This window comes from Aureliella helgolandensis (genome assembly GCF_007752135.1).
Taxonomy (GTDB): Bacteria; Planctomycetota; Planctomycetia; order Pirellulales; family Pirellulaceae; genus Aureliella; species Aureliella helgolandensis.
The window spans coordinates 7,749,563-7,775,647 of sequence record NZ_CP036298.1; the positions used below are offsets into that span (position 1 = coordinate 7,749,563).

Sequence of the window (26,085 nt, forward strand, 5' to 3'; positions counted from 1 at the left end):
CCCCTGAAATAGGCGCCTCAGAAATAGGCTTAATCGAACTGCTGCACATACTGAAATTAATCCTGCGAGCGTGCGCCTCATCTCGGGCTCTGTCGGGCAAGGCTATGTCTCTGAAGAGTCTCTGCCTCGACCGAACTGCCTCAGCAGGCAGAGTTGGCATTCAGCATTCAGCAATAAAGTCAGTTCACAAGCAGAGCCCGCCAACCAGAACAGCCATGGACCAGACAGCCCAAGGCCGATCCGCGCCCTGCCCACCCATTAGCCGAAGTCATCGAAGGCAATATTCTCGGGTTCGACACCCAAGTCATCAAGCATTTTGAACACAGCCGCATTCATCATCGGCGGGCCACACAAGTAGTACTCAATGTCTTCTGGGGCGGGGTGGTCCTTCAAATAGTTCTCAAGCACGACTTGGTGAATAAAACCAACATAGCCGTCCCAGTTATCCTCAGGCTTGGGCTCCGAGAGAGCAATGTTGAATTTAAAGTTCGGGAACTCTTCTTCAATCTTGCGGAAGTGATCGATGTAGAACAACTCTCGCGAACTACGGCCACCGTACCAGTAGGAAACCTTGCGATCCGTCTTCCGGTTCTTGAACAATTCAAAGATATGACTGCGCAATGGAGCCATACCAGCACCACCGCCGATGTAGACCATTTCGCTCTTGGAGTCCTTGATAAAGAACTCACCATAGGGCCCTGAAATTGTGACTTTATCGCCCGGTTTGAGATTGAAAATGTAAGAGCTCATCTTGCCGGGAGGCGTACCCTCTGGTGCACGTGGCGGCGGTGAGGCAACGCGCACGTTGAGCATGATGATCCCCTTTTCGCCTGGATAATTCGCCATCGAATAGGCCCGGATGACTTCTTCATCCACCTTCGACGTATAGCGCCAAACGTTGTAGGTATCCCAGTCTTCGCGGAAGTGCTCTTCGATATCGAAGTCCTTGTAATGGACGACGTGCGGCGGAGCTTCGATCTGGATGTAACCACCCGACTTAAAGCCAACCTCTTCACCCTCAGGTAACTCCAACACCAACTCTTTGATAAAGGTTGCCACGTTGCGGTTGGAGCGGACGGTACACTGCCATTTCTTGGTCTCGAAGACCTCGGGCGGCACTTCGATCTTCATATCCTGCTTCACCGCCACTTGGCAACTCAGACGGTAGCCCTCTTTGGCCGCCTTTTTGTTAATATGCGACTTTTCGGTCTCCAGGATCTCTCCGCCACCTTCGGTAATACGGACTTTGCACTGAGCACACGTCCCACCACCACCACAGGCGCTGGATACGAAGATCCCATTGTCGGAGAGCGCATTGAGCAGCTTGCCGCCAGCCGATACGGTCAGCGACTTGCTCTCGTTGATCTCCAGGCTCACATCGCCCGACGGAACGAAAGCTTTTTTGGCGCTAAGGATAATCGCCACCAACGCCAACACGACCAGCGTGAAGACAAATACCCCAAGGAAAACAATAGACATCATGATCGTTTTGACCCAGTTTCAAACTTTTTGGGTGGTAAGGCTGCTTACAATTGAATACCGGAGAAGGCCATAAACGCCATCGCGATTAAGCCCACGGTAATGAAAGTAATTCCAAGTCCGCGCAGCCCCTTCGGGACGTCGCTGTAACGCATTTTCTCGCGAACTGCCGCCAAAGCCACAATCGCCAAGCCCCAGCCAAAACCAGAACCAAAACCGAACACAATGCTCTGCGGGAAGTTGTAGTCGCGCTGTTCCATGAACAGCGATCCTCCCAGAATGGCACAGTTTACGGTAATCAACGGCAGGAAAATTCCTAATGCGTTGTACAGCGGCGGGAAGAAGCGATCGAGAACCATTTCTAGGATCTGGACACTGGCGGCAATCACTCCGATGTAAGTGATCAATCCCAAGAAGGACAGATCGACCGACGCGTATGAGGAATCGCCCAGCGTGGTTGCTAGCGCTCCCTCCTTTAACACATATTGGTACAGCAGGTTGTTCGCAGGAACCGTGATCGATTGCACAACGACCACGGCAATGCTCAATCCAATGGCTGTCTTAACGTTCTTGGAGACCGCCAAGAAGGTGCACATTCCCAAGAAAAAAGAGAGTGCCAAGTTCTCAACGAAAACGGCCTTCAGAAACAGGCTGAGGTATTCTTCAATCATCAGTTAAGCCTCCTCAACTTGTTCTGGTTTGAACGTGCGAATCACCCAAATGATGATACCAATGATGAAGAAGGCACTCGGTGCCAACAACATCAAGCCATTGGGGTTGTACCAACCACCGCTGGTTACGGGATTCAGAATGACGTAGCCGAATAGCGATCCCGAGCCGAATAACTCACGGAAGAAGCCCACGGTCAGCAAGATAAAGCTATATCCCAGTCCGTTACCGATACCATCCAAAAAGCTCATGAGCGGGTCGTTCTTCATGGCGAAGCCTTCCGCCCGCCCCATCACGATGCAATTCGTGATAATCAAGCCGACAAACACGCTGAGCGTCTTACTCGTCTCGAACAGAAATGCTTTCAGCAGCTGGTCTACCAGGATTACCAAGGAAGCAATCACGACCATCTGCACGATAATCCGAATACTGGACGGGATGCGATGCCGAATCGAACTCACCGCAGCACTTGCACAGCCGGTCACTAACGTAACCGCAATGCTCATCACCAAGGAGGTCGACATCTGAGTCGTCACCGCCAAGGCCGAACAGATACCGAGGATTTGAAGGCCGATCGGATTGTTATCGAAGATCGGCTTCAACAGCACGTCTTTAGCCGTTTGGGCTGCCATTGGAGGCTCCTTGCTGCGAGGCCAGTTTCTTAATGTAAGGTCCGAAGCCATTGTCGCTGAACCAATACTTCAGCATCGAATCGACTCCACGACTGGTAATCGTTGCACCGGAGAGGCCATCCACCTCGTAGGGAGCTAACTCAGTGGGCGGGGCGCCCTTGGCTACGCCAATCTTCAGATTGTCGTCTTCACGCGGTGCCCCTTCTTCCCAAATCTTCTTGCCAATCCACTTGGCTTTCCAAATCGGATTTTCAACTTCACCACCTAATCCAGGTGTTTCAGCGTGCTCGTAGTAGGTCAAGCCTTGGATGGTTTGCAAGTCATGCTCGACAGCCACATAGCCGTAGAGCGTGGACCACAATCCACGGCCGTAAATGGGCAACACGACCTGTTCGAACGAAGCGTCGTCTTCACTCGCCCCCTCAGCCTTGATTAGATAGACCCAAGTCTGCTTCTCGCGTTCCTTGTTTCCGATATCGAATTGCCCCTCTACCGGTGTATTACGCTCTGGGTCCTTCGCAGCCTTGCGAGGCTCATACATTTTGTCGGGATCTTCGACATATTCTCCCGTGTCAATATCCAGCAACTGCCTGACCACACGTGAACGAAACAGTTCTTCAATCTCATCTCCGCTCAAACTGTCTGGATCCTCGGCCAGCCCTGCAGCGGCAATGATGTTCTTTTGACGATCCAGCAGCTTGTTGCGTTCCTGTCGCGGCTTGAGCGAGACGGCCGCTCCACTGACCAGCAGGGAGCAGACGATGCACAGTACGAGCGAGACAATGAACGTGTTGGCTATGGAATCTTTATCGTTAAGCGGCATAGCGGAGAGCCCTCCGTTTGATGTTGGCCTGAACCACAAAGTAATCGATGAGTGGAGCAAACACGTTTCCGAACAAAATTGCGAGCATAATTCCTTCCGGGAAGGCAGGGTTGATCGCTCGAATCAAAATCGTCATGGCGCCTATCAGGCCACCGTAGTACCATTTGCCTGTTTCGGTCATCGACGCACTCACCGGGTCGGTGGCCATGAAGACCGTTCCAAACGCAAAACCACCGATCACGAAGTGCCACCATGGTGGAACTTGGAACATCGGATTCGTTTCGCTCCCCACGATGTAGAGCAATGAGGCAAGGCCAGCAGCACCAATACAAACACCCGCCATGATCCGCCAGGATCCGATTCCGGTGGCAATCAAGATAACCGCACCAATTAAGCAAGCCAGCGCGCTCGTTTCGCCCATCGAGCCTGGGATGGTTCCCAAGAACGAGCTCATCCAACTCACACTCTGCTCGCCACCGGTCGTCGCAATATGCTGCAGTGATTCCATCGCACTTCCCAACTCGTCGACTTGCTTGGGCTTCAACTGCCCCAGCCAGCCCAAGGCGGTTGCACCGGAGTAACCGTCTACGGCCCCATCGCGAACGAACTTAGCGGCAGTCCAAACTTTGTCGCCGCTGATCTGACCAGCGTAGGCGAAGTAGAGGAAGGCTCGGGCGGTCAGTGCGGGGTTGAGGAAGTTGCGTCCCGTTCCGCCAAAAATTTCCTTGCCGATCACGACACCAAACATAATCCCCACGGCAACTTGCCACAGCGGAATGTCGGGAGGTAGAGTCAGCGGAAATAGCAAACCCGTGACCAGAAACCCTTCGTTGATCTCATGGCCGCGAATCATGCTAAAGACAAGCTCGCTGAGGCCACCAGCGGTCATACAGACGATGTAAACCGGTAGGAAAAAGATCGCCCCATAAACCAGGTTATCAAGAAAGCTGCCTGGATCGTGGGCCAATCCCAGCGCAGAATGAATCGAATTGTGCCAGTCGAAGGCAGGCTCAAGCCCAGCCTCTTGGATCGCCTGGATCGCCAAATTCGCCTGGTAACCCGTATTCCACATCGCCATGAAAACGCACGGGATCAAGGCCACTACGACCATGGTCATCATGCGTTTGAGATCCAGCGAGTCCCGAACGTGGGTTAACCCCTTCGCGACCTGGCCTGGTGTGTACAAGAACGTGTCGGCCGCTTCGTAAAGCGGGTACAACTTCTCAAGCTTGCCACCCTTGTCAAACAAGGGATGCATTTTGTCGAGCGTATTTCGCAAGAACTTCATCGAAAGACTAGCCCTCTCTCTCAATCGTGAGCAGATTGTCTCGCAGTATTTCACCGTATTCGTATTTACCGGGACACACAAAGGTGCATAGTCCCAAGTCTTCCTCGTCGAGCTCCAGACAGCCCAGATCTTGGGCTACCGCTGTCTCGCGAGAGATCAATGCCCGCAACAGGAGCGTGGGAAGCAAATCCAACGGCATCACTTTTTCATAGGACCCAATCGGGACCATCGCCCGCTCGCTGCCGCCTGTACTCGTAGTCATGGCAAACTTTTTCGAGCCCTGCCATGCCGCTGCAAATGCTCGCGTCACCGAAAACTTGTCGAAGCCCGGTGACTGCCAACCCAAAAATTCGCGCTCCGTACCTTCCAGCAAGCACGACACCTGCAAATGGTAACGGCCTAGATACCCAGTTAAGTTTTCCAGCGAACGGCCGTTAAGCACCGAACCCGAAACAATGCGATTGTCGCCCGCATTCAACTCGCCTTCCACCAATTGCTCGATCGAAGCACCCAGCTGGGTTTGAATCAATCGCGGCCGTTTCACACCAGGCCCAGCCAATGACACGATCCGCGTCAAGTCCAGCTCGCCGGTCAAAAACAACTGGCCAATCGCGATGGCATCTTGGTAATTCAAATGCCAGTTCACCCGACCGATGGTCGCTGGCTTGAGGAAGTGCATGTGAGTCCCAACCAAACCGGCGGGGTGGGGCCCGTCAAACTCGGCCACTTTAACCCGAGGAGTACCGTCTCCCGGAACGGCGGAGCTGGGCGCTCGACACACGAACACAGGACCATCGGTCAAACTGGACAACACCGAAAGACCGGCGGTAAAGGCCTCTTGTCGCTCAGCCACAATCGCAGCCGGTGCGGCAGCCAAGGGGTTGGTATCCATGGCGTTTACGAAAATTGCCTGCGCCTGCGATTCTGGCGACGGAACCTTACTGAACGGGCGCGTTCGCAAAGCCGTCCACAAACCTGAATCCACGAGCTGCGAGACCACCACATCGCGACTGAGCTTCTGCAACTGCACCGCGTCGTAGCTGGCGAACTTGCGACTCTGCTGATCGCCCTGCTTGTCAATTACGATCGACAGAAACCGCCGTTTGGCTCCGCGATTGACGGCAGCCACGCGGCCACCCGCTGGCGCGGTAAAGACGACTCCCGGAGTCTTCTTATCTGAAAACACGGGTTGCCCCAAAACCACTTCGTCCCCTTCGGAAACGAGCAGCGTCGGCCGCATGCCGATATAGTCGTCGGCCACGATGGCAACCTGACGAACCTCTTTAGACTCGATTTTCTGCTCGGGTTCACCACTGATTGGAACGTCGAGCCCTCGTCCAATTTCAAACCTATCCACCATAGTTTTGCTTCATCCACTCCGCTGCAGGAAAACCGATCAGCGGCCACGAACCAGAGACTTTGTGAAATATTTCACAAGCAGATCTTAAAAATAATCCCGCAGTAAAAATGAGTATCACGGCGGGACCGCAAGCAGAGCTGGGATTGGTTTCGGAAGGAAGCAAGCCCTCTGTTGAACTAAGTTCTCGAGATAGGGGCAACGCTTTCCGCACGAGCCAGTACAGAGCTTCAACTCGAATTATGGTTGTCGATTATGACGAAGCGGCCTGGATCTGACAACGGCAGTTGAGGTTTAGTTGCAGACACTCCCGCGTTAGGCCCCCGCAAACAATCCCAAACGCCTGGTCCAACAACGTAACGCACACGCCCCTACGGCGGCATGCCAACCAACACCTCCTCCTTAAGGACAGTACGCAACCATAAACACACTTCGGAGGTTTTACAGAGCCGCCAACGAGAGCTCGCACCAGTCGCCGGCGCGCCGTGGCGTCGCTTGATTTCTACGGGACTCACCACCGGGGCCCTCTTCCCGAGCCGACCAACGAGAGGTGAATCACGGCGCTGTAATTCTGCCTGCAACCCGTTCTCAGAAGCAATTCATTCCGCTGCCCCCCTGCCCTGCGACGGAGCCAATCGAGGTCCACGCTTCTACAAAAACCGCTACAATTCCCAAGAGTTGCGTTCAACCCGCACCCCGCCGCCAGGACTCCGTCTCGCACCGTAAAAACAAGCGAGTCTTGGCCTCGGCGACTGCTGTAGCACAGCCCGGCGGGTCCCTGGAGCGTAATTTCCTATCCATTGTTTCCTGAGGGAGTCCCCTCAGGCCCGTGCAACAACCCCGAATTGGTTAACCGCCCCACTCAAGCAGGACCATCCATGAAACGTCTCGTTTTAATTCCACTTGTTTGCTTACTCTTTGGCTGCTCCCCCTCCGCTCCGACCACAACCGACACGACAGCCAGCAATGCGGCCTCGGAGTCAGGTCACAGCCACGAACACGGCGACCTAGGGCCTCACGGAGGGCATTTACTCGACCTGCAACCCGCCGGAAAGCATGCCGAATGGACCCACGACGATGAAAAACACTTAATTGCCGTTTATCTCGACGACTTCGATGCGGAGAAGGTTCAAGAGGTCAAGTTCGTGGTAGATCTCGAAGGAGTACCCCAAGAAGAATTCCCGCTAACCGCAGGTGAGCAGGGCTGGAGCATCACGAGCGAGACTCTGATGACGCACCTAAATATGGGAGACGTCGTTAAGGTGCAACTGCTAGTAATTGATGACAGCGGCACGCAGGCGTCGGTCCTGGAGAAACACGAAGATCATCACCACTAGTCAGCCGCAGCCCAGGCAACGCTCGAGCCCAGTGCGACAGCATCCCGCTGGTGCGCGAGAACCGCGCACCGGCTCGCTGCCCCCCATGCTTGCTCCAGTCCTCAATGCTTAGTGAACTTCCCGTGTGCGGCGTATGGAGCCAATTGCATTTCGAACTCATGCCGTGAAGACACCGCCTCGATCTGCCGATCGCAGCAACTACATCTTCCTTAGCTTACGAGAATTGTTGAAATACCAACCCGCTGCGTAACGGGCTGTTGATTTAATCGCAATTTGAATTTCAATGCGGAGGTAACACTCTTAATTGCCTTGTAGCGGAGGTTACCCTTCCTTGCTCACGCGGCGGGTTACTATTTCAACAGCCCGGTAAGCAAGGAACGGCGACGGCCACTACCGGGCAATTGGGGGACACCACCTCCGCGTTCACACTAAAAACTCGCTTAAAACAACGAGCCGTCGCGTGGCGGGACAAATTTCCACCAGTCGCATGCGGGAATATCGTAAGCCATTCCTGCCACTCGCCCGCCTTACACACTATCGCATCGCAAAAGGCGACGTCCATACACCTAGAAAGCGGATTGCCGATGACACACTTACGCCATCAATTCTTCCTGCCAATCGTGCTGAGCCTGATCAGTTGCACCTCTGGTTACCTAGCTGGAGAAGAACAAACCAATGCTTCTAAAACCAGCGAGGCGAGTCCCAATTTTGTGGTACTGTTTGCAGACGACTTGGGATATGCGGATTTAAATTGCTTTGGTGGTGAGGGAATGCAAACCCCACATCTCGACGCGATGGCGCGTGGCGGCATGCGGCTCACGAGTTTCTACGCATCCCAGGCGGTATGCAGCGCTTCGCGAAGCTCGCTTCTCACTGGATGCTACAACGTCCGCATCGGAATCCTAGGTGCGTTGGGGCCTGGTTCTAAGACCTGTTTGAACCCGGCAGAGCAGACAATCGCTGAGGTGCTCAAGCCTCAGGGGTACAAAACCGCCATTTTTGGCAAGTGGCACTTGGGCGATCGAGGAGTGGGCCTCCCCACTCAACACGGATTTGACGAATACCACGGTCTTCCCTATTCGAACGACATGTGGCCCTACCACCCGACCAGCAAATCGTTTCCCGCACTTCCACTCTATGCAAATGAAACGATCATCAACCCTAACGTCACCGCAGAGGATCAGCAGCAGTTAACGAAGTGGGCCACGGAGCATGCGGTCGATTTTATTGACCGACACAAGGCAGAGCCCTTCCTGCTCTATGTCCCCTATAGCATGCCTCACGTACCACTCTACGTGTCCGAAGAGTTCGAAGACGCCACTGGCGGTGGACTGTTCAAGAACGTGATTGCCGAGATTGATTGGAGTGTTGGAGAGATCTTGGCCAAACTCAAGGCGGAGGGCCTGCAGGATAACACACTGGTGTTGTTCACCTCGGACAATGGCCCCTGGCTGTCCTACGGTGACCACGCGGGCTCTGCCCTGCCCCTACGTGAAGGCAAGGGAACGGCCTGGGAGGGAGGCCAACGCGAGCCGACCATCGCTTACTGGCCAGGCACCATCCCTGCAGGCAGCGTGTGCGATGAAGTAGCCGGTACGATTGACGTACTGCCTACCATCGCCAAGCTGGCAGGTGCGTCATTGCCCGAACGAAAGATCGATGGGCAGGACATATCCCCTCTCCTTACGGGTGCACCTGAGGCGACCAGCCCCCACGAGGCCTTCTATTACTATTGGTCCGATGGCCTGCATGCCGTTCGCAGCGGCAAGTGGAAGCTACACTTCCCTCACTCCTACCGCAGCCTCAAAGGCGAAGCCGGTTCCGGAGGACGGCCCGGCCCCTACCAGCAGCTCCACTGCGGTTTAGAACTCTACAATCTAGAGGAAGACATCGGTGAAACGCGCGACGTGTCCGCCGAGCATCCCGACATCGTGTTGCAACTGAGTGAACTTGGGCAGCGAATGCGGCTCGAACTGGGAGACTCCCTAACGAAGACTCCCGGTACTGCCAACCGTCCTGCCGGTCGCTTGTAGGCGGGTCTGCAGTCGGCGTTTCCCTTGGGCGGCCACCTTCGCCAACTGCTCGACTCAGCGTCAAGCTCTCGCTCATTTCCTACTTAATATTTCCAACACGGGCACCCGGCCTCTCCACCGCCACGCCCTGAAACTACCGGACCCCATGCAAAATCCCGAATTGAGTCGAGATGCCATCGCGGCTGAGTACTTTGACCTCCTGCCCTTCCCCCCCTACCCGATTCAAGAGGAGGCATTGCTGACCTGGTTTACGGCTGAGCAAGGGGTATTGGTCTGCGCTCCTACCGGGACGGGAAAGACACTGATCGCCGAAGCGGCCCTATACGAAGCGCTGCGCACCGGCAAACGCGCCTACTACACCACTCCTCTCATCGCATTGACCGATCAAAAACTGGTCGAACTGCGAGAGTCAGCCGTGCGTTGGGGCTTCAAAGAATCGGACGTGGGCCTCGTGACTGGTAATCGCAAGGTCAATCCAGAGGCGCCCGTCTTAGTGGTTGTCGCCGAAATTCTGCTAAACCGGCTGCTACAGCCAGAGGGCGCTGATTTCGACAACGTCACGGCGGTGGTAATGGACGAATTCCACAGCTTCAATGATCCCGAGCGTGGTGTCGTCTGGGAGTTGACTCTGGGCATGCTTCCTGCTCACGTGCGAACCCTCCTGCTCAGCGCAACCGTCGGCAACAGCTATGAATTCACGCGTTGGCTTTCGCGAAGCTGCAAGCGCAATTTGGAACTCGTCGAAGGGACCGAACGCAAGGTCCCACTCAGCTTCCATTGGGTGGAAGACCACCTGCTCGATGAGTGGATGGAGAAGATGGCGGCTGGCAGCGAAGAGGGACGCAGAACTCCCGCTCTGATCTTTTGCTTCAATCGTGACGAATGCTGGCAGGTTGCTGAACTACTCAAAGGCAAGCGGGTAGTCGAAAAATCTCAACAGGCAGCCTTACATAAAGAACTGGAACAATACGATTGGTCTGAGGGGGCTGGGCCCAAGTTGAAAGCTCTACTGGGTCGAGGCGTCGGCGTGCACCACGCAGGCATCCTCCCCAAGTACCGCCGTATCGTCGAAGATCTGTTTCAGAAGAAAATGCTGAGCGTCACGGTGTGCACCGAGACTCTATCGGCCGGTATCAACCTGCCAGCTCGCAGCATTGTGTTGCCCACTATCCTGAAAGGTCCCAAAGACCGCCGCAAGCCGATCGATGCAGCCAGCGCGCAGCAAATCTTCGGCCGGGCCGGAAGGCCCCAATACGATAACGAAGGACACGTCTATGCGATGGCCCACGAAGACGATGTGAAGCTGCTGCGATGGCGAGAAAAGTTCAACCAAATCCCCGAAGACACCAAAGATCCCGGTTTGTTGAAAGCTAAAAAGGCGCTCAAAAAGAAGATGCCCAAGCGTCGGCAGGGAGAAACCTACTGGACCCAGGAGCAGTTCGACAAACTCCGCGCAAGCGCCTCAGCGGACTTGGTCAGTAAGGGGAATTTGCCTTGGCGTCTGCTGGCATACATGCTGCTAAAATCGCCACAAGTTGCCCCACTTCGAGAACTCGTCGGTCGCCGGTTGCTCACCGCCGGCCCCATGGAAAAGGCGCAAGAGCGACTCAATCAGATGCTCGTTACCTTGTGGACCGGTGGCTACATCACACTAGATCCCAAACCGAGGCCGAAAGGCAAGGCCACGAGCCCTACCGCGGCCTCGCCAGGAAAAAGCCCAGAGCTCAAACACGAGGCCCCCAGCGGTGGCCTGCTGGAAGCGGCTGGATTGGGCAAGCTCGTGGAAGCAGCCCAAGAGGAAACACCCACCAAGGCCACGCCAACCAGCGAGCAGGCGCAGACGGATGCCGAACTGGCGGCAAGTCGCGGCTACGACCTGAAGGATTACACTCCTGAATTTGCGCATCCCACCGAGCGTTTGGAATTGCTCATCCATCTCCGCAGCATCAATCCGCTTTACGGCGTCTTCCTGGCTGGCCATTTGGCAATCGCCGATGACACCGAAAGACTGCTAGCCCTGGAAAGTGCACTGGCGCTCCCTGGCACGGTAGCCCGACATGTCCGTGTTCCCAAGCTGGAAGAACTCCCGGCTGGTCCACTGGCCACCACGCGTCTGGATCATCGCCTCTTAGAGCTTGGCCTTGCTAGCCAGGAGGAGCTGATCGGGAGGCAGAAAGATGACGAGGACGAAGAGCCCAAGCGTCGTGGAGATGGAGTCTTTGAGGAGCTTCCAGTGTGGGTCATTTCGATCGGCGAAAAACTGCGACGACTTTTCAACTTCGAATACCCCAACGTGCATGATGTGCAAACCACGGCCGTTCACGTGGCTGGTGAGGTTCTAGAGTTTGGCGGACATTTCAACAAATACATCGTCGCGAAAGGCTTGCAGAAGCAGGAAGGCATTCTCTTCAGGCACCTATTGCGACTCATACTGCTACTCGACGAAATGGCAAATATCCCACCGGCGGAAAGCACCGAAGCAGATTGGGAAGAACGTATCGATGCGCTCATCGACCGCCTTACCGAATGCTGCCGCGAAGTCGATCCCGAAAGCACTAGTGAAGCCCTTGAGCAGGGACGTGGCGGAGATGAATTGACTGCCAAACTGAAGCCAGCGCGAAAGTAAGTTGCACAGTACCGCCGTGTCCTGCCAGAAAAACGGCCTGCTTCCGTGCATAAAAAAACCCGGCGCCATCTATCCGGACGGCACCGGGTTTCGAGTTGTTCAAGCGTCTAAAACGTCGTAATTCTTAGCGCTGTCGACGACGAAGGAATCCAAACGCACCAATGCAAAGCAGCCCTAGCGAAGATGGCTCAGGCACGGCACGAAAAGAAATCGAAAGGGAGTTTCCAGCACCCAACGGGATGGCTGGATTGCCCAGAACTGCTGAGTTGAAAGTCGTGTACCGCATCCATCGCGTCGGAGAATCGTCTACGAATTCGAAATTCACCTTGTAGGAGCCAGTCCCCGACTGTGCAGATTCATCCGTAATTCCAGAAGTACTTCCCGCGACTAGATTGCTTGAAGTGCTGCCAGAGAAGCCGGGAGATTGGAACATGACTTGATCGTCTAAATTGTAGCCCTCAAAATCGGTCAGCGTGACAGGGGCAACAGGCGTAGTGACAACCATATCGTCGATGTAGATACTGAGCGGCCCAGTTAGTCCGTCGGAATTCAAGATACGGAGATGCTCGATCGAGCCCCAAGTACCGTCAAGCGTTCCGTCGGCGGTTGCACCAGCAAACGCGGTAACGCTCGTATCGCCCAAGTCCCAGGACAGCGTGTGCCAAGCCCCATCGAATGCGAAGGACTGTCCGTCCAAATCTAGCCATTCGATTCCTCCCGCAGCTCCGGCATTTGAGCCCGCGGGCCCAGCACCTCCCGTTTCTCGCACACCAAGACTCACTGTCAAAGCAGCTTGGCTTGTAGAGACTAGCGCACACGTTAACAAAACGGCGCACCCAAGGTGAAAACACTTCATGATTCGCTCCCAAAGATGTAGGACATAAGAACTATTGGTGCTGATAATAACTACAGGCACCTGCGAATGCAACAACGACACCCCCCTAGCGAAAAACGGCAGCCCCTCTGCAGAAAAGAAGATTTCCAGAGCCTGCCCGCAACGTGCTCTCGGCAATGCCAAACATACCCCGAGCAACAGGTTCCTCAGTGCAGCGCCCCGCCAGCCGCCCGAAATAGTTGCTGCGAGAGAGGCATCAGCGATTGGCGAGTGACGCCAACATGCTATCTGCGATAGTCGCTTTCTAGGCGTTAGAATTCTGGGCGCCAGCAACGACAGCGTCTAGCCACCGCGGTATTCGCTCTCCAGGAGCAAGGCCTCGCAGCCAACGACACACCACAACATTGCTGGCGCATGTAAACAAGAGCTCGCTACGATTCATGGCTCGCTTTGAAATCGAGCCAGATTTTCGCGGTAATGACTGTCACGTGGGTCGAGTTTGATGCAACCACGCATACTGGCGATGGCTGCCTCTTGGTCGCCTCGACGGAACTGCACCTCGGCTAGCGTATCCAAGAAAATTGCCGATGCGGGCGCCAACTGAACCGCCTGCTGGGCCAGCTCCAAGGCTTTGTCGAGCTGGCGTTCACACTTAGCGTACATCCACGCTAAATTGTTTAAGGCGGTCGCGTCGCGGGACCAAGCGGTCAATTGCTGCAGCATCTCACGCTCATAGGTCTCGAACAACTGGTTAGCCAGTTCGGGCTGCCCCCCCTCGACCAAACGGGGAAAACACTGCACCACCATTTCAATATCCTGCGGCTGCAACTTGCGGCCAATCTCAATTTCATGCCAAGCAGCAGCGAACTGCCCTTCATCAATGAGGCTGATAGCACGACTCATGCGTTCCTTCTGCAGGGAGTACACAATTCGGCTCAAGTAGTCATACCAAGAATACTGGAACTGAAATGCCTGCCCTGACAACTCTGCTCCAAACGTCAGCGATTCGACAAAGACCGCTCGACGCACATCGGCACTCTCGCGATGCCTCTCCAGTTCCGTCAACGAGATGGCATAGTCGGTAGCAATCCAGAAACTCTGAATACTCGTTTCAGGTGCCAGCAAAAATGCCGGCTTTGCATACTCAATCGCTTGGGCATATTTTTCCTGTTCTCGGAGGAAATTAGAAACGTCCGAAAAACTGGTATCGAGATAGCGGTCGTCATAGGGCGCCAGATGGCGAAATTGCTCCAACACTTCTGCCTGCTGAAATTCACCGGTCAACAACAGTGCGTGAACCTCGCGTTCCAGCGCTTGGTAGCGTCCAGAGCGGCTTACTCGCCTGTACTGAGCCAAGCACTCGCTAGCCAGCTGAGGGCGTCCGCGTTGGAGCAACATTTCTGCGCCCTCAACCCAATGACTTCGATCAACCGCAAGTGGATCGATGGCGAACTGCAATGCCAAATCATTCAAGCCGAATCCGAGTGCCAGCTGCGACAGCTCTTCGAGCTGCGCCCCAGAGGCAGGACCTCCGTCCATCTGTGCCTTGGCTCGCTTAAGCCACAACTCAGCAAGATTGCCGACCTCTTTCCCGCTGGCACTCTGGGCGAAGTAGTCTTGGTCCAATCGCCAGAGGTGATCGAGCAATTCCCACCGCAGTTGCCAATCTTCGGTAGAACCTGGCGAAGCAGCTTCGGTCTGGGCAGTATCTAGCAAAACAGCTGCCGTATCTCCAATTTCGGGAAACAGCGCTTTGACAACACTCGGCTGAATCTCTCGCGGAATATCCTGGTAACGCTGCTGAACCTGAGACAGGTACATTTGACGTGGTTCGGCTTGCGTCAACCAGTTTCCCAGCATCCGCCACAAATCGCCCTCGAACTGCGAGCGACTGGCCAGCCTCGAACCGGAGCGACTTTCCACGATGACTTCCACCAACATCTGCAGGACCTGCTGTGCCTCACCGACCTGCCCCACATTGACCAACGCATTGCATAGGCGCGCATTCTCATTGAACAGTTGGTAGAGTTTCAACCGATCTTGCTCAAGCATGTCCATACGGCGTTGCTGTAGCCAAGCATCGAAGTTGGCGAATTCTGGCTCCAAGCCGACGACTTCAAAGGCGCGGTCGAACTGGCTACTCGATAAAAAATGAACAAACGCGTGGGAGGGGTCATGGTTCTGCAAGTACAGCTCGATGGCTTCGATTTCTCCCGCAAGAAGCAACGCGAATCCCACTTGGGCCCGAGAGAGATCATCTTCCAAGAGTCCAGCCGCCGCGTGAGTTCGGGCAGATACCTCAAGATCTCCTTCAGAATTGGGAGACACCTCACTGTCGGCTGATTCGGTTCCCAACAATTCGTCCCACAACTCTCGGGATGCCCGGACATTGCCAGCGAGTTCAAACAGTGCGGCTCGCGCTGCTTGACTAGCCGTTGGCGTCGCGGGACCGATCACCGCATCTTGCAGTTCGGTCTCTGACAATCTGGACCAATCACCGCTGCGAGTGACAAACCGGAGACGCGTGGCGGCTGGTACGGCGGGATCCATGGCGGCGGCAAGATTCCCGGAGTAGAAGTCCCGGATGGCGACCTGATCAATTCGCCGGGGATCAACTTCAGGGAGCTCAAGTCCATTCTGGTGTGCGATCCATGTTGCCAATGGCAAATCGGCCAATTTGCGAATAAATGGCCAAGCCTTCCTCGGCTCTTCTTGCTCGAGAGCGATCTGAGCAATCCGCCCGATCTGAAAAGCTCCCGCCTGCTCTTGAAAGTCCGCTACGACACTTGGATTGGTATCGATAATCTCCTCTGCGACCTTCCAGTACTTGCGTCGACAGAGTTCTGCCACGGCCAGCGGCGAGGGCTCCGCCAGCAACTGGAACAGCAGACTCGACGTCGCCTGATCCCCTGGTTGCACTCGCAATTTCAACAAAATTTCCAACATCTGCGCCGACTGTGCAATCTGAGAATCCGCCGACGATTTTGCCTTGCGAATCTCAGGCAAAACCTCTTCCTCTAATTGCCAAAGCTCTAGAAAGGCTTTGCGGCGCGACTGAAACTCCGGTGCGGCCAATTGCATCAGAAGCGCATCGACCTGCCGCTGAGGGGTGACCGCTTCCAGCCCGACTTCCAATTTCGCCTCATCAGCAAGCAGGATTTCGCTGGGAATGCCCAATAGCAACTGGGCCGCAATGAAGATTGCCGCCACGCACTGAAGTCGAAATTGCATCGTAATTATTCCCATCACTCTTTAATACTCTTTGCGTGAAACGTAGATGCAGGCCAACGAAAGCATCAAGGCGACGAAGCAAAGGTTGCTAATTATCGGAGTCCAAACATCCAATTTCAACTGGGCGCTTCGCAGGTCGGTGGTCACGAGACTGAGAGACTGCGTCTCCTCTCCTGTTAAAACGTACCCCATTGCATTGTCGAGTGCGGCCGGCTTGGGGTTCAAGTGATAAATTGGCTGAATTCCCCACCGAAAGATCCGATCCCAGAGAGTCGCGAGCGGTTCTATCTCGCGTTCTACTGTCACTGTTGCTAAGTCGAGCAAGTAGACTCGGTTCGGCTTCACCCCCAGCCAAACACGCGTGGGAGACAGCCAGTTCATGCTAGTAATCTGGCCACGATACGGGGTCGGCAGGTGAGCAAGCGACAGATCTTCACAGTTCAGTTTCCAAAACTCTCCAGAGTGAGTAATCACGGCCAATTCATTGGTATTCGGTAGCCAATCCAATTGCCGTACTTCCCCTCCTTCTGGCAGCGCCACCTCTCCGACCGGTTGCAGCCCGCGGTCCAGGACAACCAATGGCCAGCCATCACGGGCAGCCACACAGAAATCCGCATTCATCTGTACTAGGCAAGCTTCCGTGCCATCCGCCTCTGAATTGAGTTGCGTGGTAGCCTCCAATCGCAATTGCCCCTCCTCCCACACGAGCAGAGAAATGTCTCCAGAGGTATACAGCACAACTCCGGACTGATCCGCCAACACAGCACCACTCGTATTCTCACTCGTGAAGAAATCTGGTGGCGTGACGCTTTGGAATTCCGTGGAACTTACCCAAGGGTTCTTGAATCCAAATAGGCCCTTGCTGGCTCGGTCGTCAGGCTTGAGTTGTTCAAAGCCGATGCGGTACAAACCGTTGCGGCAAACGGCAATCAACGAATCCTGCATTTCCAACAGATCAAACATCTTTTGCGGTAGCGCGGGCCCAGCTTCACTCATCCAAAGCTGTTGATCACGAGCTTCTGCAGCGGTGTGAGCCGCCTCTTCGACGGGCTCTTGCTTCAGGGGTACCAACGCTAATTTTCGGGTGGTCGCCCTTAGTTCACCGAAGGGAGACCGTTGGAAGGATTTCACCACAAGTTGATCATTGACCGAATCGTAGAAGGGACCGAATGTCTTAGAGTGCATGCCACTGTTAGAGTCCACACCCGGTTGCCATAATTGAAATTCGGCATTCCAGACGAGTAGTTGCCCTCCCTCATTGACCGCCAACAAGCGGTCCTCGACTTCCATCACACGACGAACCTGTGGCAAGATCTCAAACCGAGGTAACAGCGCATCGTGCAGGAATCCGAGTGAAAAACAGCACACCCAAAACACCATGCAGACCACGACACTCACGATTGGATTCCCCCAAATCAATCCCGCGAATGCCGACACGCTGTAAAAAATGACAAACACAAACATCAGCAACGGGATGCAAGCCAACAGACCATGATTCCAGATCTCGAAACGCATTCCGGCGATTAAGTACAGTCCCACGAGCACAAACGTTATGTTGACGAGCGCAAAAACGCACCCACCAAAGAATTTAAACAAGTACAGCCAAACGCGCGAAATCGGCTTGCTCAAGAGAAGGTGCAGGGAACCCGAACGAAAGGTATCGGGCACAATCGGACTGGTGACGATAATTGCAATGAAAACTGCCAACACTCCTAACCCCAGCTTAATAATACCGGCCAGCAGGAGAGGTTCCAGAAATTTTCGTATTTGACTGCGACTGAATTCCAACGCATCGCCAAGTTTCATGCCGGCATAGCCAATCCACAACTGCTCCCCTCGAGGCGTATTTAGCTCCACCGGAAAGGCGAGCTGCAACAACTCTCGGTTCAGCTCCAGCAACTCAGGTTCCGCAAGCTGCTCTGGCCCGATCTCGATCAATTCCTTGAGGCGTTCCCGGCGCTGCGCGGTCGGAAAGTCGGCCTCGGAATACAGCTCTGGCGACTTCATCGCAACCCGCAGATGCGTCGTCAACTCACGGCGAGAAATGCGTTGCCCGGAGTCGCTGTCATCCGCCTCGGTGGGGCGTTTCTTGAGCTGCTCTCGAAACCCGGCGTCCACATGACGCGTGACAGCTTGAACCGCGTGACTCCCGCGTCCTTTAGCTCCCTCTGCAAGTTTCGAAACCAATTGCTGCGTATTGTCGATGTCGACGTTGGACAATTGAAAACTGTTTTCGCTGATATAGCCGAAGGGCGCTAGGCCCAACAGTAGCAGCGACCACCCTAAGAGCATGGCCCACAGCACTCGATTGCCTACTGCTTCCCAAAAGGAATCGATCAGAATCGCGATATAAGGTTTCATCAAAGTTGTCAGTTATGTGCGGGTTCGCTTGAGGGGAGCAGAGCGTCATCCTGCGTATTGACCGCAGACAAAAACACCTCTTCGAGAGTGGGGCGTTTGCGTTCCAGCTTGTGAATGCTCAAATTACTGCTGCGCAGTCGATCCACCGTGCGATCAACGTCGGACTGTGAATCCGCATGGGCCGTCAACTGCCAGCGACCATCGGGCAATGGTTGCAACTCCGCATCGAGCTGAGGTCCTATTTGCTCGAGCACCTCGGGTGCACCGCTGACCTCAATGCACAACCGAGCGGAGAGGGCTCCGTGAAACTGAGTCGTCAACTCGCTGGGAGTCCCCACACCACGCAATTTTCCCGTCGCTAGAATTGCCACGCGATCGCACACCAATTCCACCTCTTGAAGAATATGACTGTTCAAGAAGACCGTTTTGCCTTGGTTTTTCAATCGCGTAATGATGCGTCGAATCTCGGAGCGTCCCACGGGATCGAGCCCATCGGTGGGTTCGTCGAGGATGAGCAGTTCCGGCTCGTGCAACATGGCCTGAGCCAACCCCAATCGCTGCCGCATGCCTTTGCTGTACTTCCGCACCAATTCGGTCTCGCGCCCAACGAGTCCCACCAAATCCAACAGATCACGTGAACGCGAACGAATGACCGCCTCATCAAGGCTGTTTAACCGCCCGTAGAACCGGAGTGCTTGCAGTGCAGTGTGATGTGCGGGGAAATTGAGATTCTCTGGCAAATAGCCAACGCGCTGCCGCGCGCCGCGACTACCAGCGGGATGCCCCAGCAAGAAAGCGGCGCCGCCAGTACTGCGCACAATACCCAGCAGGATCTTGATCAACGTCGTCTTACCTGCCCCATTCGGGCCGAGCAACCCAAAGGCTTCGCCGCGCCGGACGGTCAAATCTACCCCCCGCAGGGCCAAGAAGCTCTTGCGGGCAAACCAGCCATCGTGATAGCGCTTGTGGATTTGCCGGACATCTATGGCAGGAGCATCAGTCATTCCGACGAACCATAATCTGAGTTTGACGAACTAAGAAACCACTAGCATAGCGGATCGATCGTCAGATGAGATGCTCAATTACAGACCGATACAGGCCTAATGAAAGCAACTCCCAGAGACCTGGGGCTGCAGAGGCGCTTAGGCCTTCAGCAACAAAGCGGCGAGCGACAACACCCAGATAGCCGACAAAATGATCACCGAGGCAATCGTCAGTCGCACCCAAATCTTGGTTGACGGGTTAAACCATACCGGTGAAAGAACAGGCTGGGTAATCGAATCAAGAAACCGCTGGCGGTGATGTGCGTCTTCGAGCAACATGGCCCGGGTCGGTTCTAGCAGTCCAAATTGAACCGAAAAGTCCAATGCTCCATACAAACGGTGACGCCGGCCAACGGGGTCTACGGCTGTAGCCTCGAAAAACCAAACTTGACGTCCAAAATTGGACTCGTTTTCCTCGTCGAGAAATACGCAGCGAATGGAGTCCACTCGCGACTCTTCCGGACAGAATTCTTTGCGCAGCAATGCACAAACCGCTTGGTCACTGACCGCTTGCCAAACCTCTCTAGAGAATTGGTAGAAACTTGTATCCGGTTTCATCTTTAGCAGCCCTGCACAACTAAATTATCTCAATACTGGAAGGGTCAAGCATCCGCGTCCACACCCACAGATCGTCATTATCGCACCAATTGCCACAGCCTAAATGCGAAGGTACGGCAACCAAATTCAAAGAAGCCTCTCTCATTCGCCGCCAGGATTATATCTAGAAGTCCTGCGGAATGGAACTGCGGATTCCCGTAAACACGCCATCAAATGGCTCTAACAGAAGTTCATCTCCCCATAAACCATTCCTGAGGCCGCTCTCCCACCTTCGTTTCTCACTCCTCAAACCGCTGGCGATCGCATTGCGTTACTGCCCCCTGCTCGGCAGATTTCCCTCGCGGCTATCGCCATTGAGATGGCTGCAATCCACTTGCGACCAACTCTCCTTGCGAGCCGCAGGCCCCGCAAGCAAGCGTATCCTCGACACGGCTGTCGGAAACCCCAGTTGGCCAGCAAACTCTGTTGCCGACAAGCTCAATGCCCTCAATGCCGATCGAATAAGCTGGTCCGAATTTCGGTTTCAAACGATGCTTGTTGAGCAATGGCAACTTGAAACTGCTCCTTGCGCAAGGAGTACAGCACGGTATCCTCCAAGGTCACGACGCTGGCATTGCGGGGTTGCCCGGTCAACAGCGCCATTTCTCCGAAGAAATCCCCCTCCTTAAGCTTAGCGACAGGTGCCTCGTTTGGTCCCCGACGCACCGCGACCGCTCCCTTGCGAATCAAATAGAAGCGATCCCCTAAGTCTCCCTCTCGAATGACACGCACACCAGCTGCGAACGATTCACTTTGCAAATGGTCCGCCATTTCTGCCAATCCGCGCGGCGTAAGGTGCTTGAAGACTTCGCATTTGACCAACATCTGGCTAACGATAGCTGCCTCTTGGACCAAGACATCGCTACGAATGCTGCCGTCGACTAAGTTCACGATCCGATCGGCCACGTCCAGGATGCGATTGTCGTGGGTTACGATGATGATCGTAACATTCTCTTCCTTGGCCATTTTCCGCAGTAGATCGACCACGGTCCTTCCGCTCTTCTCGTCCAGGGCCGCAGTCGGCTCGTCGGCCAGAATCAGCTTGGGTTGGTGCACCAAGCCACGGGCAATTGCGACGCGTTGCTTTTGGCCGCCTGACAATTGCTTCGGTTTGTGGCCGGTTCGCTCCCCCAGTCCCACTTGGGTTAGCATTTCCTTAGCACGTAGAGTGTGCGCTCGTTTCGTACCGTGGGGCTCGGCAAGCTCGAGAGCCATTCGTACATTTTGCGTCGCAGTCAAGGAATCGAACAGGTTGTGCGCTTGAAACACAAACCCAATTTCCCGCCTCAAATTGAGCAAATCTTGGCTTGAGGACTTATGCAGCGGTCTGTCTAAAACGTACAACTCGCCGTCCTGGACCTTTCGCAGCGTACCGATCAACGTCAGCAAGGTCGTTTTCCCAGATCCACTGGGCCCCGTCATGATGATGATCTCACCTGGATAAATCTCCAGATTGTTGTCGAACAGGACTTGCTTCCTGAGTTCCCCGCTGCCGTAGAAGTGTTGCAGGCCGGTCGCTCGAATGGCGGGTGACTCCCGCTGAGAAATGCGATTCAACCAGTTCGGATCAAAGCGCACCGCCGATGGATTCCCGGCAGCGTTCGAGGGGGTGCCACTGGAACCCTGGGAATTGGCAGAATTATCAGACATCGAACCGGCTTACTAGTGATCAATCGAGTGAAAAACTGTGGGGTTCCATAATCCGGGCCAACCTATGGAATGTTGCAACGTGCGGTTCTGAACCGGCCAGCCGGTGTTTCCCGCACCTCACGCGCCCTCCCAGCGCAACTTTAGCCGGAATCTGACATTCGAATTAACCTCAAATCTAACTATTACCGAGCTTGAAACTAAGTATAGTCGACAGGGTACCATTGTTAGATGGCGCGCTGCGGGTTTAGGGATCCATCCATGCGGTGCCTCCGCGGCTCAGACTCCGTCGTTGCTCTCCATTCACTTAACTTCGGTTGCGTCCTGCTAGTTTGCTATGTTTTTTCGCGCATTCCATTGCAAAATCCCAATGCTAGGCGCTCGGCAATTCCGTCCGAGCCGCCGACGATGCGCGTACGTACTTTGGGTGGCCATTGGCCTGGGAATCGTCCCCGCGGTGGGTTGCAATCCTAATCCATCCACTAGCAAAACTCAGGCAACATCCAACGCACTGAGTTCCGATCTGCCGGTGTCGAAAGTCAACGCACAGGGACAGATTTTGCCCGCCGGTGGCTTCATCCAACTCATGGGCACTCCCGGCGATGTCGTCGATGAAATGCTGGTTGAGGTGGGGCAGCGCGTGACGGCTGGCACGCCTCTCGTCAGGACTCGCTCGGAACAAGTCCAAGCCGCCCAACTGGAGGCATTGGTTCAAAAGCGGCTTGCAGCCCAGCGACAGCAAGAGAATGCGATGAGGGCTTCCCAACGGCAGCTCCGCGCGGCCGAGCTGCAGCTGGAACGCATTGATGCCCAAGCAGATCAGCTCGCCAAGAAAGAAGATCTGCTGCAACTCGCCGAACAACAAGTAGCAGCCACCCAGAAAATCCTCACCCAGTTGCAAGCGATTGCCAACGATAGCGTGACTCGAGAATTTGTCGGACAGATCGAGATTGAACGGCAGCAAGTTGCTGTGGGTGAAGCCGAGTTAGCCTATCAACAACAAGTTCAGAACCATCAGCAGGCCGTGGATGAATTGGAATGGGCGCGTCGCAGTGCGGCTGCCGACAAGCTCGCCGCTGCAGACCTGCTGCAAGCCACCGAGTCTTCAGACACCCTCAAAGTCATCGAGCTTGAACTCCGGACCCTAAAGCAACAAATCGCAGCTACCCGCATCGTCGCCCCTAGCGACGGCATCATTCTCTCCGTGGGGGCTTCAAAAGGGGAAGCCAGCGGACACCGCCCCCTGGTCGAAATGGCAGATGACAGCCAGCTAGTGTGTGAAGTCGAAGTCAACGAAATGGATGCGGTCTGGGTTGAACCTGGACAGACGGCAACAATCTCTAGCCGCGCTTTCCTAGACGGTCCACTGCTGGGGTTCGTACAACAGAAATTTCAACTTGTGGGGCAACCGCAGCTGCGTCCCCTCGACCCCCTAGCCCGCACGGACTACCGAGCGGTAACCGTAGTCATTAACCTTTCGCCCTCATCTGCGGCGCGTGCGCAGCAATGGTTGCAATTACAGGTTGAAGTCGAAATCCAAATCGACTCTACGGTATCGAGCAAATGATCCCGTTACCATGAAAACGCCGCTCGGACTCATCAACCTCCTCCACCAAGGTCCGAAGACCTTGGTTTCCATTGGCGGAGTAGCCTTTGCGCTTTTACTAGTTTTCATGCAACTTGGTTTCATGGGAGCCGTCTCACACACCGCCACCAACGTACTCAAATCTCTTGAATTCGATATCTTGCTACGCGGGCACGCTTACCTGCACCTCTATGAACCCGGCAACATCGAACGCAAGTGGCTACGCATGGCAGAGAGTGTACCCGGTGTTACTTCCGCCCAACCCTTCTGGGTAACCATCCAGAACTGGCGCAAGTTGCCGACCCAACTCGATGCCCAGGATGAAAGTTTCGAAAGTCAGTATCTCCCCATCGCTGTAATGGCATTCGATCCTCGGCAGAAAATCTTTGACCTACCGCAGATCCAAGCCCAATCGACTTGCTTGTTTGCCGACAACGCGATCCTGCTCGACGACAGCACTCAAAGTACCTACGGAGCCTGGAATGCTCAAAAATTCACCCAGCAGGACATTGATCGTGAAGTTGAAGTCGGGAGCCGCAATTTCATCATCGAAGGGCTCTTCAAGCTGGGGACCGGTCTGGCTGCCAACGGGGCGCTCATTACGAGCGAAGCGGGTTTCGCACGAATCACGCCCTGGGACGTCCAATCCCAGACCTCTTTGGGACTAGTGCAAGTCGCCGACCGATCGCCGGAAGCCATCGACCAGATCGTCGAAGCATTGCGAAAAAAAACGGCGATTACCTCGCCCTCTCCTTCCACAACCGCCTCACCTCCCCCCTCGCTGCTGCGGGCAATTCAGAGCCAGCTATCGTCGGTTGACCCACAATCGCCTTTAACGGCCATTGATATCATGACGCGAGAGGATGCGCTGCAGCGTGAAAACTATCGCTGGTTGTGGCAAACCCCCATTGGGCTCATTTTCCAATTGGGTGTCCTACTTTCGCTGCTAGTCGGTGGAGCCATTGTCTACATGATCCTCTCGACCGACGTCGCAAATCGACTCCCAGAATATGCTACCTTACTAGCCATGGGCTACTCTCGAAAGTATCTTTCCAGCATTGTGATGACGCAGGCCATTGTTCTCTGCAGCCTCGGTTTTTTAGCCGCCTGGGGAACTGCCGAGCTACTCTACTGGATAACCACCTGGTTCTCTGGCATTCCAATGTTGATGACGCCGATGCGAATCACGCTGGTGTCTATCCTAGGGCTGGCCATGTGCTGCACCAGCGGTCTACTCGCCTTGCGAAAGCTCTGGAGAGCAGAGCCTGCCAGCTTATTTTGATGCCACTGGCGGGATCCTCTTCGTCGCTTGTCCTACCCTTAGTCGATCAACACCATGCGTACTCCACTAGCCTGGCACAATCTAACCAGTAGTTTCGCCAAGTGCGCCTTGGCCGCGACCGGCGTTGGGTTTGCCGTCGTGCTAATGTTCATGCAAATTGGCTTCCGCAATGCATTGATCGACAACAACGTTCAAATTTTCTCGCTGTTCGATACGCGAGTCGCGAACCTCACGATGCTCAGCCGTGCGCGTTACAACATCTCCACGGAACAGCGTTTCGAGCGTAACCTCTTGGAGCAAGCTGCCGCCCTTCCGGGAGTGCAACAAGTGTGTGTTGTCAGTGTTGAACGAGGGACGGCACAGGTTCAAGTGGCAGGACACACCCCGCGCCCCATACGAGTGATTGGGGTCGAACTCCATGCGCCCCACTTCTTTGCCGACCCCAACCTTTTCCAAGACTTGCAGACCGCCGATGCGCAACAGGCGGCACTCGTCGACACCCGCAGCAAACCGGGTTTCGGCTTTGCGGGTGCCCCCACAGGCCTAAAGAAGCAAGCTATCGAACTCAATGGAAAATCGCTTCCCGTCACTGGGCAATTCCAACTGGGAACGGATTTTGGCAATGATGGTACCCTCCTGCTGAGCGAACGGCTACACGCAGACTACTTTCCCTGGCGCAACGCTTCCGGGCACCCCAGTGACGTGGTGGACATCGGTCTGATTCAGGCGAGTTCACAGAACACTGAAGAACTCGATCTCTTGGCCGCCCGTATCGCCGCTCTGGCCCCCCGCCAAATTGATGTGGCCCGCACCGATACGTTTATCGTGCGGGAAAAAAACTTCTGGGCCAGCAACACACCCATCGGCAAGATCTTTCTGATTGGCACCATCATGGGGTTGGTCGTCGGAGCCATCATTTGCTATCAGATTCAATTCACCGACATCAGCGATCACATGCCCGAACTCGCCACGCTCAAAGCCATGGGATACGGACCAGCCTATTTCTGGAGCTTGGTCCTGTGCCAATCGTTTTATCTGGCCTGCCTCGGGTTCATCCCGGGGCTAGTGGTTTCTCTTGGCCTGTACCATCTCCTGGCAACCTCGAGTGGCCTCGTCATGGCAATGACATGGGACCGGATTCTTCTGGTATGGATCTTGACCATGGTCATGTGCGTGGCAAGTGGGATCTTGGCAATCCGCAAGCTCTTCCATACCGATCCGGCAAGTCTTTTTTGACCCCCGTCAACGACGCAATTCCCG

General features: G+C 54.9%; 18 protein-coding genes. 6 read left to right on the forward strand and 12 right to left on the reverse strand.

From position 1 onward, the window contains the following. Window positions 1-258: 258 nt before the first annotated feature. Genes nqrF through Q31a_RS27445 form a run of 6 tightly spaced genes read right to left on the reverse strand, consistent with a single transcriptional unit; the run spans window position 259 to window position 6,251 of the window. Complete coding sequence (gene nqrF, locus Q31a_RS27420; RefSeq protein ID WP_197356909.1) at window positions 259-1,479, reverse strand: NADH:ubiquinone reductase (Na(+)-transporting) subunit F; 1,221 nt, start codon at window positions 1,477-1,479, stop codon at window positions 259-261. A gap of 47 nt (window positions 1,480-1,526) precedes the next feature. Continuing rightward, window positions 1,527-2,150: an NADH:ubiquinone reductase (Na(+)-transporting) subunit E gene (nqrE, locus tag Q31a_RS27425; RefSeq protein WP_197355811.1), complete on the reverse strand. Its 624-nt coding sequence runs from the start codon at window positions 2,148-2,150 to the stop codon at window positions 1,527-1,529. Window positions 2,151-2,153: 3 nt separating this feature from the next. Then, window positions 2,154-2,780: an NADH:ubiquinone reductase (Na(+)-transporting) subunit D gene (locus Q31a_RS27430; RefSeq protein WP_145085321.1), complete on the reverse strand. Its 627-nt coding sequence runs from the start codon at window positions 2,778-2,780 to the stop codon at window positions 2,154-2,156. Continuing rightward, complete coding sequence (locus Q31a_RS27435) at window positions 2,761-3,603, reverse strand: Na(+)-translocating NADH-quinone reductase subunit C (protein WP_145085324.1); 843 nt, start codon at window positions 3,601-3,603, stop codon at window positions 2,761-2,763. The genes Q31a_RS27430 and Q31a_RS27435 overlap by 20 nt, the downstream gene beginning before the upstream one ends. Beyond that, on the reverse strand, window positions 3,593-4,891 hold the full coding sequence (locus Q31a_RS27440; protein WP_145085327.1) for an NADH:ubiquinone reductase (Na(+)-transporting) subunit B: 1,299 nt from the start codon (window positions 4,889-4,891) through the stop codon (window positions 3,593-3,595). Before Q31a_RS27440 ends, Q31a_RS27435 begins: the two co-directional genes overlap by 11 nt. Window positions 4,892-4,898: 7 nt before the next feature. Further along, a complete protein-coding gene (locus Q31a_RS27445) occupies window positions 4,899-6,251 on the reverse strand; it encodes a Na(+)-translocating NADH-quinone reductase subunit A (RefSeq protein WP_145085330.1) in 1,353 nt (450 codons plus the stop codon). An 875-nt stretch (window positions 6,252-7,126) separates the two neighbouring features. On the opposite strand from Q31a_RS27445, the gene Q31a_RS27450 reads away from it, so the two are divergent. From Q31a_RS27450 to Q31a_RS27460, 3 genes are all read left to right on the forward strand, one after another. Beyond that, on the forward strand, window positions 7,127-7,585 hold the full coding sequence (locus Q31a_RS27450) for a hypothetical protein (RefSeq protein ID WP_145085333.1): 459 nt from the start codon (window positions 7,127-7,129) through the stop codon (window positions 7,583-7,585). A gap of 584 nt (window positions 7,586-8,169) precedes the next feature. Continuing rightward, complete coding sequence (locus tag Q31a_RS27455) at window positions 8,170-9,618, forward strand: sulfatase family protein (protein WP_145085336.1); 1,449 nt, start codon at window positions 8,170-8,172, stop codon at window positions 9,616-9,618. A gap of 145 nt (window positions 9,619-9,763) precedes the next feature. Next, the gene (locus Q31a_RS27460) at window positions 9,764-12,244 is read left to right on the forward strand and encodes a DEAD/DEAH box helicase (protein WP_145085339.1); all 2,481 of its coding nucleotides are present in this window, start codon (window positions 9,764-9,766) and stop codon (window positions 12,242-12,244) included. Between the two features lie 124 nt (window positions 12,245-12,368). Here the strand turns inward: Q31a_RS27460 and Q31a_RS27465 are convergent, their stop codons facing one another. The 6 genes from Q31a_RS27465 to Q31a_RS27490 all read right to left on the reverse strand — a co-directional run bounded on the left by Q31a_RS27465 (window position 12,369) and on the right by Q31a_RS27490 (window position 21,961). Beyond that, window positions 12,369-13,025 (reverse strand): PEP-CTERM sorting domain-containing protein, encoded by a 657-nt coding sequence (locus Q31a_RS27465; RefSeq protein ID WP_197355813.1) that lies wholly within the window; start codon window positions 13,023-13,025, stop codon window positions 12,369-12,371. A 492-nt stretch (window positions 13,026-13,517) separates the two neighbouring features. Then, window positions 13,518-16,310 (reverse strand): tetratricopeptide repeat protein, encoded by a 2,793-nt coding sequence (locus Q31a_RS27470; RefSeq protein ID WP_197355815.1) that lies wholly within the window; start codon window positions 16,308-16,310, stop codon window positions 13,518-13,520. A 21-nt stretch (window positions 16,311-16,331) separates the two neighbouring features. Next, window positions 16,332-18,671 carry an ABC transporter permease gene (locus Q31a_RS27475; RefSeq protein WP_145085348.1) on the reverse strand — a complete coding sequence of 780 codons (2,340 nt, stop codon included), beginning with the start codon at window positions 18,669-18,671 and terminating at the stop codon, window positions 16,332-16,334. Window positions 18,672-18,679: 8 nt separating this feature from the next. Next, window positions 18,680-19,675, reverse strand: a complete 996-nt coding sequence (locus tag Q31a_RS27480) for an ABC transporter ATP-binding protein (RefSeq protein WP_145085351.1) — start codon at window positions 19,673-19,675, stop codon at window positions 18,680-18,682. Window positions 19,676-19,813: 138 nt separating this feature from the next. Next, window positions 19,814-20,272, reverse strand: a complete 459-nt coding sequence (locus Q31a_RS27485; protein ID WP_145085354.1) for a hypothetical protein — start codon at window positions 20,270-20,272, stop codon at window positions 19,814-19,816. Between the two features lie 486 nt (window positions 20,273-20,758). Then, window positions 20,759-21,961, reverse strand: a complete 1,203-nt coding sequence (locus Q31a_RS27490) for an ATP-binding cassette domain-containing protein (RefSeq protein ID WP_145085357.1) — start codon at window positions 21,959-21,961, stop codon at window positions 20,759-20,761. 454 nt (window positions 21,962-22,415) lie between these two features. On the opposite strand from Q31a_RS27490, the gene Q31a_RS27495 reads away from it, so the two are divergent. The 3 genes from Q31a_RS27495 to Q31a_RS27505 are packed head-to-tail and all read left to right on the forward strand — an operon-like array spanning window position 22,416 to window position 26,061. Next, window positions 22,416-23,525, forward strand: coding sequence for an HlyD family efflux transporter periplasmic adaptor subunit (locus Q31a_RS27495; protein WP_197355817.1), 1,110 nt, complete (start codon window positions 22,416-22,418; stop codon window positions 23,523-23,525). Window positions 23,526-23,535: 10 nt separating this feature from the next. Then, the gene (locus tag Q31a_RS27500) at window positions 23,536-24,825 is read left to right on the forward strand and encodes an ABC transporter permease (RefSeq protein WP_145085363.1); all 1,290 of its coding nucleotides are present in this window, start codon (window positions 23,536-23,538) and stop codon (window positions 24,823-24,825) included. Between the two features lie 54 nt (window positions 24,826-24,879). Beyond that, the gene (locus Q31a_RS27505; RefSeq protein ID WP_145085366.1) at window positions 24,880-26,061 is read left to right on the forward strand and encodes an FtsX-like permease family protein; all 1,182 of its coding nucleotides are present in this window, start codon (window positions 24,880-24,882) and stop codon (window positions 26,059-26,061) included. The last annotated feature ends 24 nt before the right edge of the window (window positions 26,062-26,085 follow it).

What these genes read in the sequence shown, in the direction of transcription:
- Q31a_RS27440 (WP_145085327.1), bottom strand. Translation starts at nt 4,891, where the DNA reads ATGAAGTTCTTGCGAAATACGCTCGACAAAATGCATCCCTTGTTTGAC.
- Q31a_RS27485 (WP_145085354.1), bottom strand. Translation starts at nt 20,272, where the DNA reads ATGAAACCGGATACAAGTTTCTACCAATTCTCTAGAGAGGTTTGGCAA.
- Q31a_RS27500 (WP_145085363.1), top strand. Translation starts at nt 23,536, where the DNA reads ATGAAAACGCCGCTCGGACTCATCAACCTCCTCCACCAAGGTCCGAAG.
- Q31a_RS27430 (WP_145085321.1), bottom strand. Translation starts at nt 2,780, where the DNA reads ATGGCAGCCCAAACGGCTAAAGACGTGCTGTTGAAGCCGATCTTCGAT.
- Q31a_RS27435 (WP_145085324.1), bottom strand. Translation starts at nt 3,603, where the DNA reads ATGCCGCTTAACGATAAAGATTCCATAGCCAACACGTTCATTGTCTCG.
- Q31a_RS27475 (WP_145085348.1), bottom strand. Translation starts at nt 18,671, where the DNA reads ATGAAACCTTATATCGCGATTCTGATCGATTCCTTTTGGGAAGCAGTA.
- nqrE (WP_197355811.1), bottom strand. Translation starts at nt 2,150, where the DNA reads ATGATTGAAGAATACCTCAGCCTGTTTCTGAAGGCCGTTTTCGTTGAG.
- nqrF (WP_197356909.1), bottom strand. Translation starts at nt 1,479, where the DNA reads ATGTCTATTGTTTTCCTTGGGGTATTTGTCTTCACGCTGGTCGTGTTG.
- Q31a_RS27455 (WP_145085336.1), top strand. Translation starts at nt 8,170, where the DNA reads ATGACACACTTACGCCATCAATTCTTCCTGCCAATCGTGCTGAGCCTG.
- Q31a_RS27470 (WP_197355815.1), bottom strand. Translation starts at nt 16,310, where the DNA reads ATGCAATTTCGACTTCAGTGCGTGGCGGCAATCTTCATTGCGGCCCAG.
- Q31a_RS27445 (WP_145085330.1), bottom strand. Translation starts at nt 6,251, where the DNA reads ATGGTGGATAGGTTTGAAATTGGACGAGGGCTCGACGTTCCAATCAGT.
- Q31a_RS27490 (WP_145085357.1), bottom strand. Translation starts at nt 21,961, where the DNA reads ATGTCTGATAATTCTGCCAATTCCCAGGGTTCCAGTGGCACCCCCTCG.
- Q31a_RS27480 (WP_145085351.1), bottom strand. Translation starts at nt 19,675, where the DNA reads ATGACTGATGCTCCTGCCATAGATGTCCGGCAAATCCACAAGCGCTAT.
- Q31a_RS27460 (WP_145085339.1), top strand. Translation starts at nt 9,764, where the DNA reads ATGCAAAATCCCGAATTGAGTCGAGATGCCATCGCGGCTGAGTACTTT.
- Q31a_RS27450 (WP_145085333.1), top strand. Translation starts at nt 7,127, where the DNA reads ATGAAACGTCTCGTTTTAATTCCACTTGTTTGCTTACTCTTTGGCTGC.
- Q31a_RS27505 (WP_145085366.1), top strand. Translation starts at nt 24,880, where the DNA reads ATGCGTACTCCACTAGCCTGGCACAATCTAACCAGTAGTTTCGCCAAG.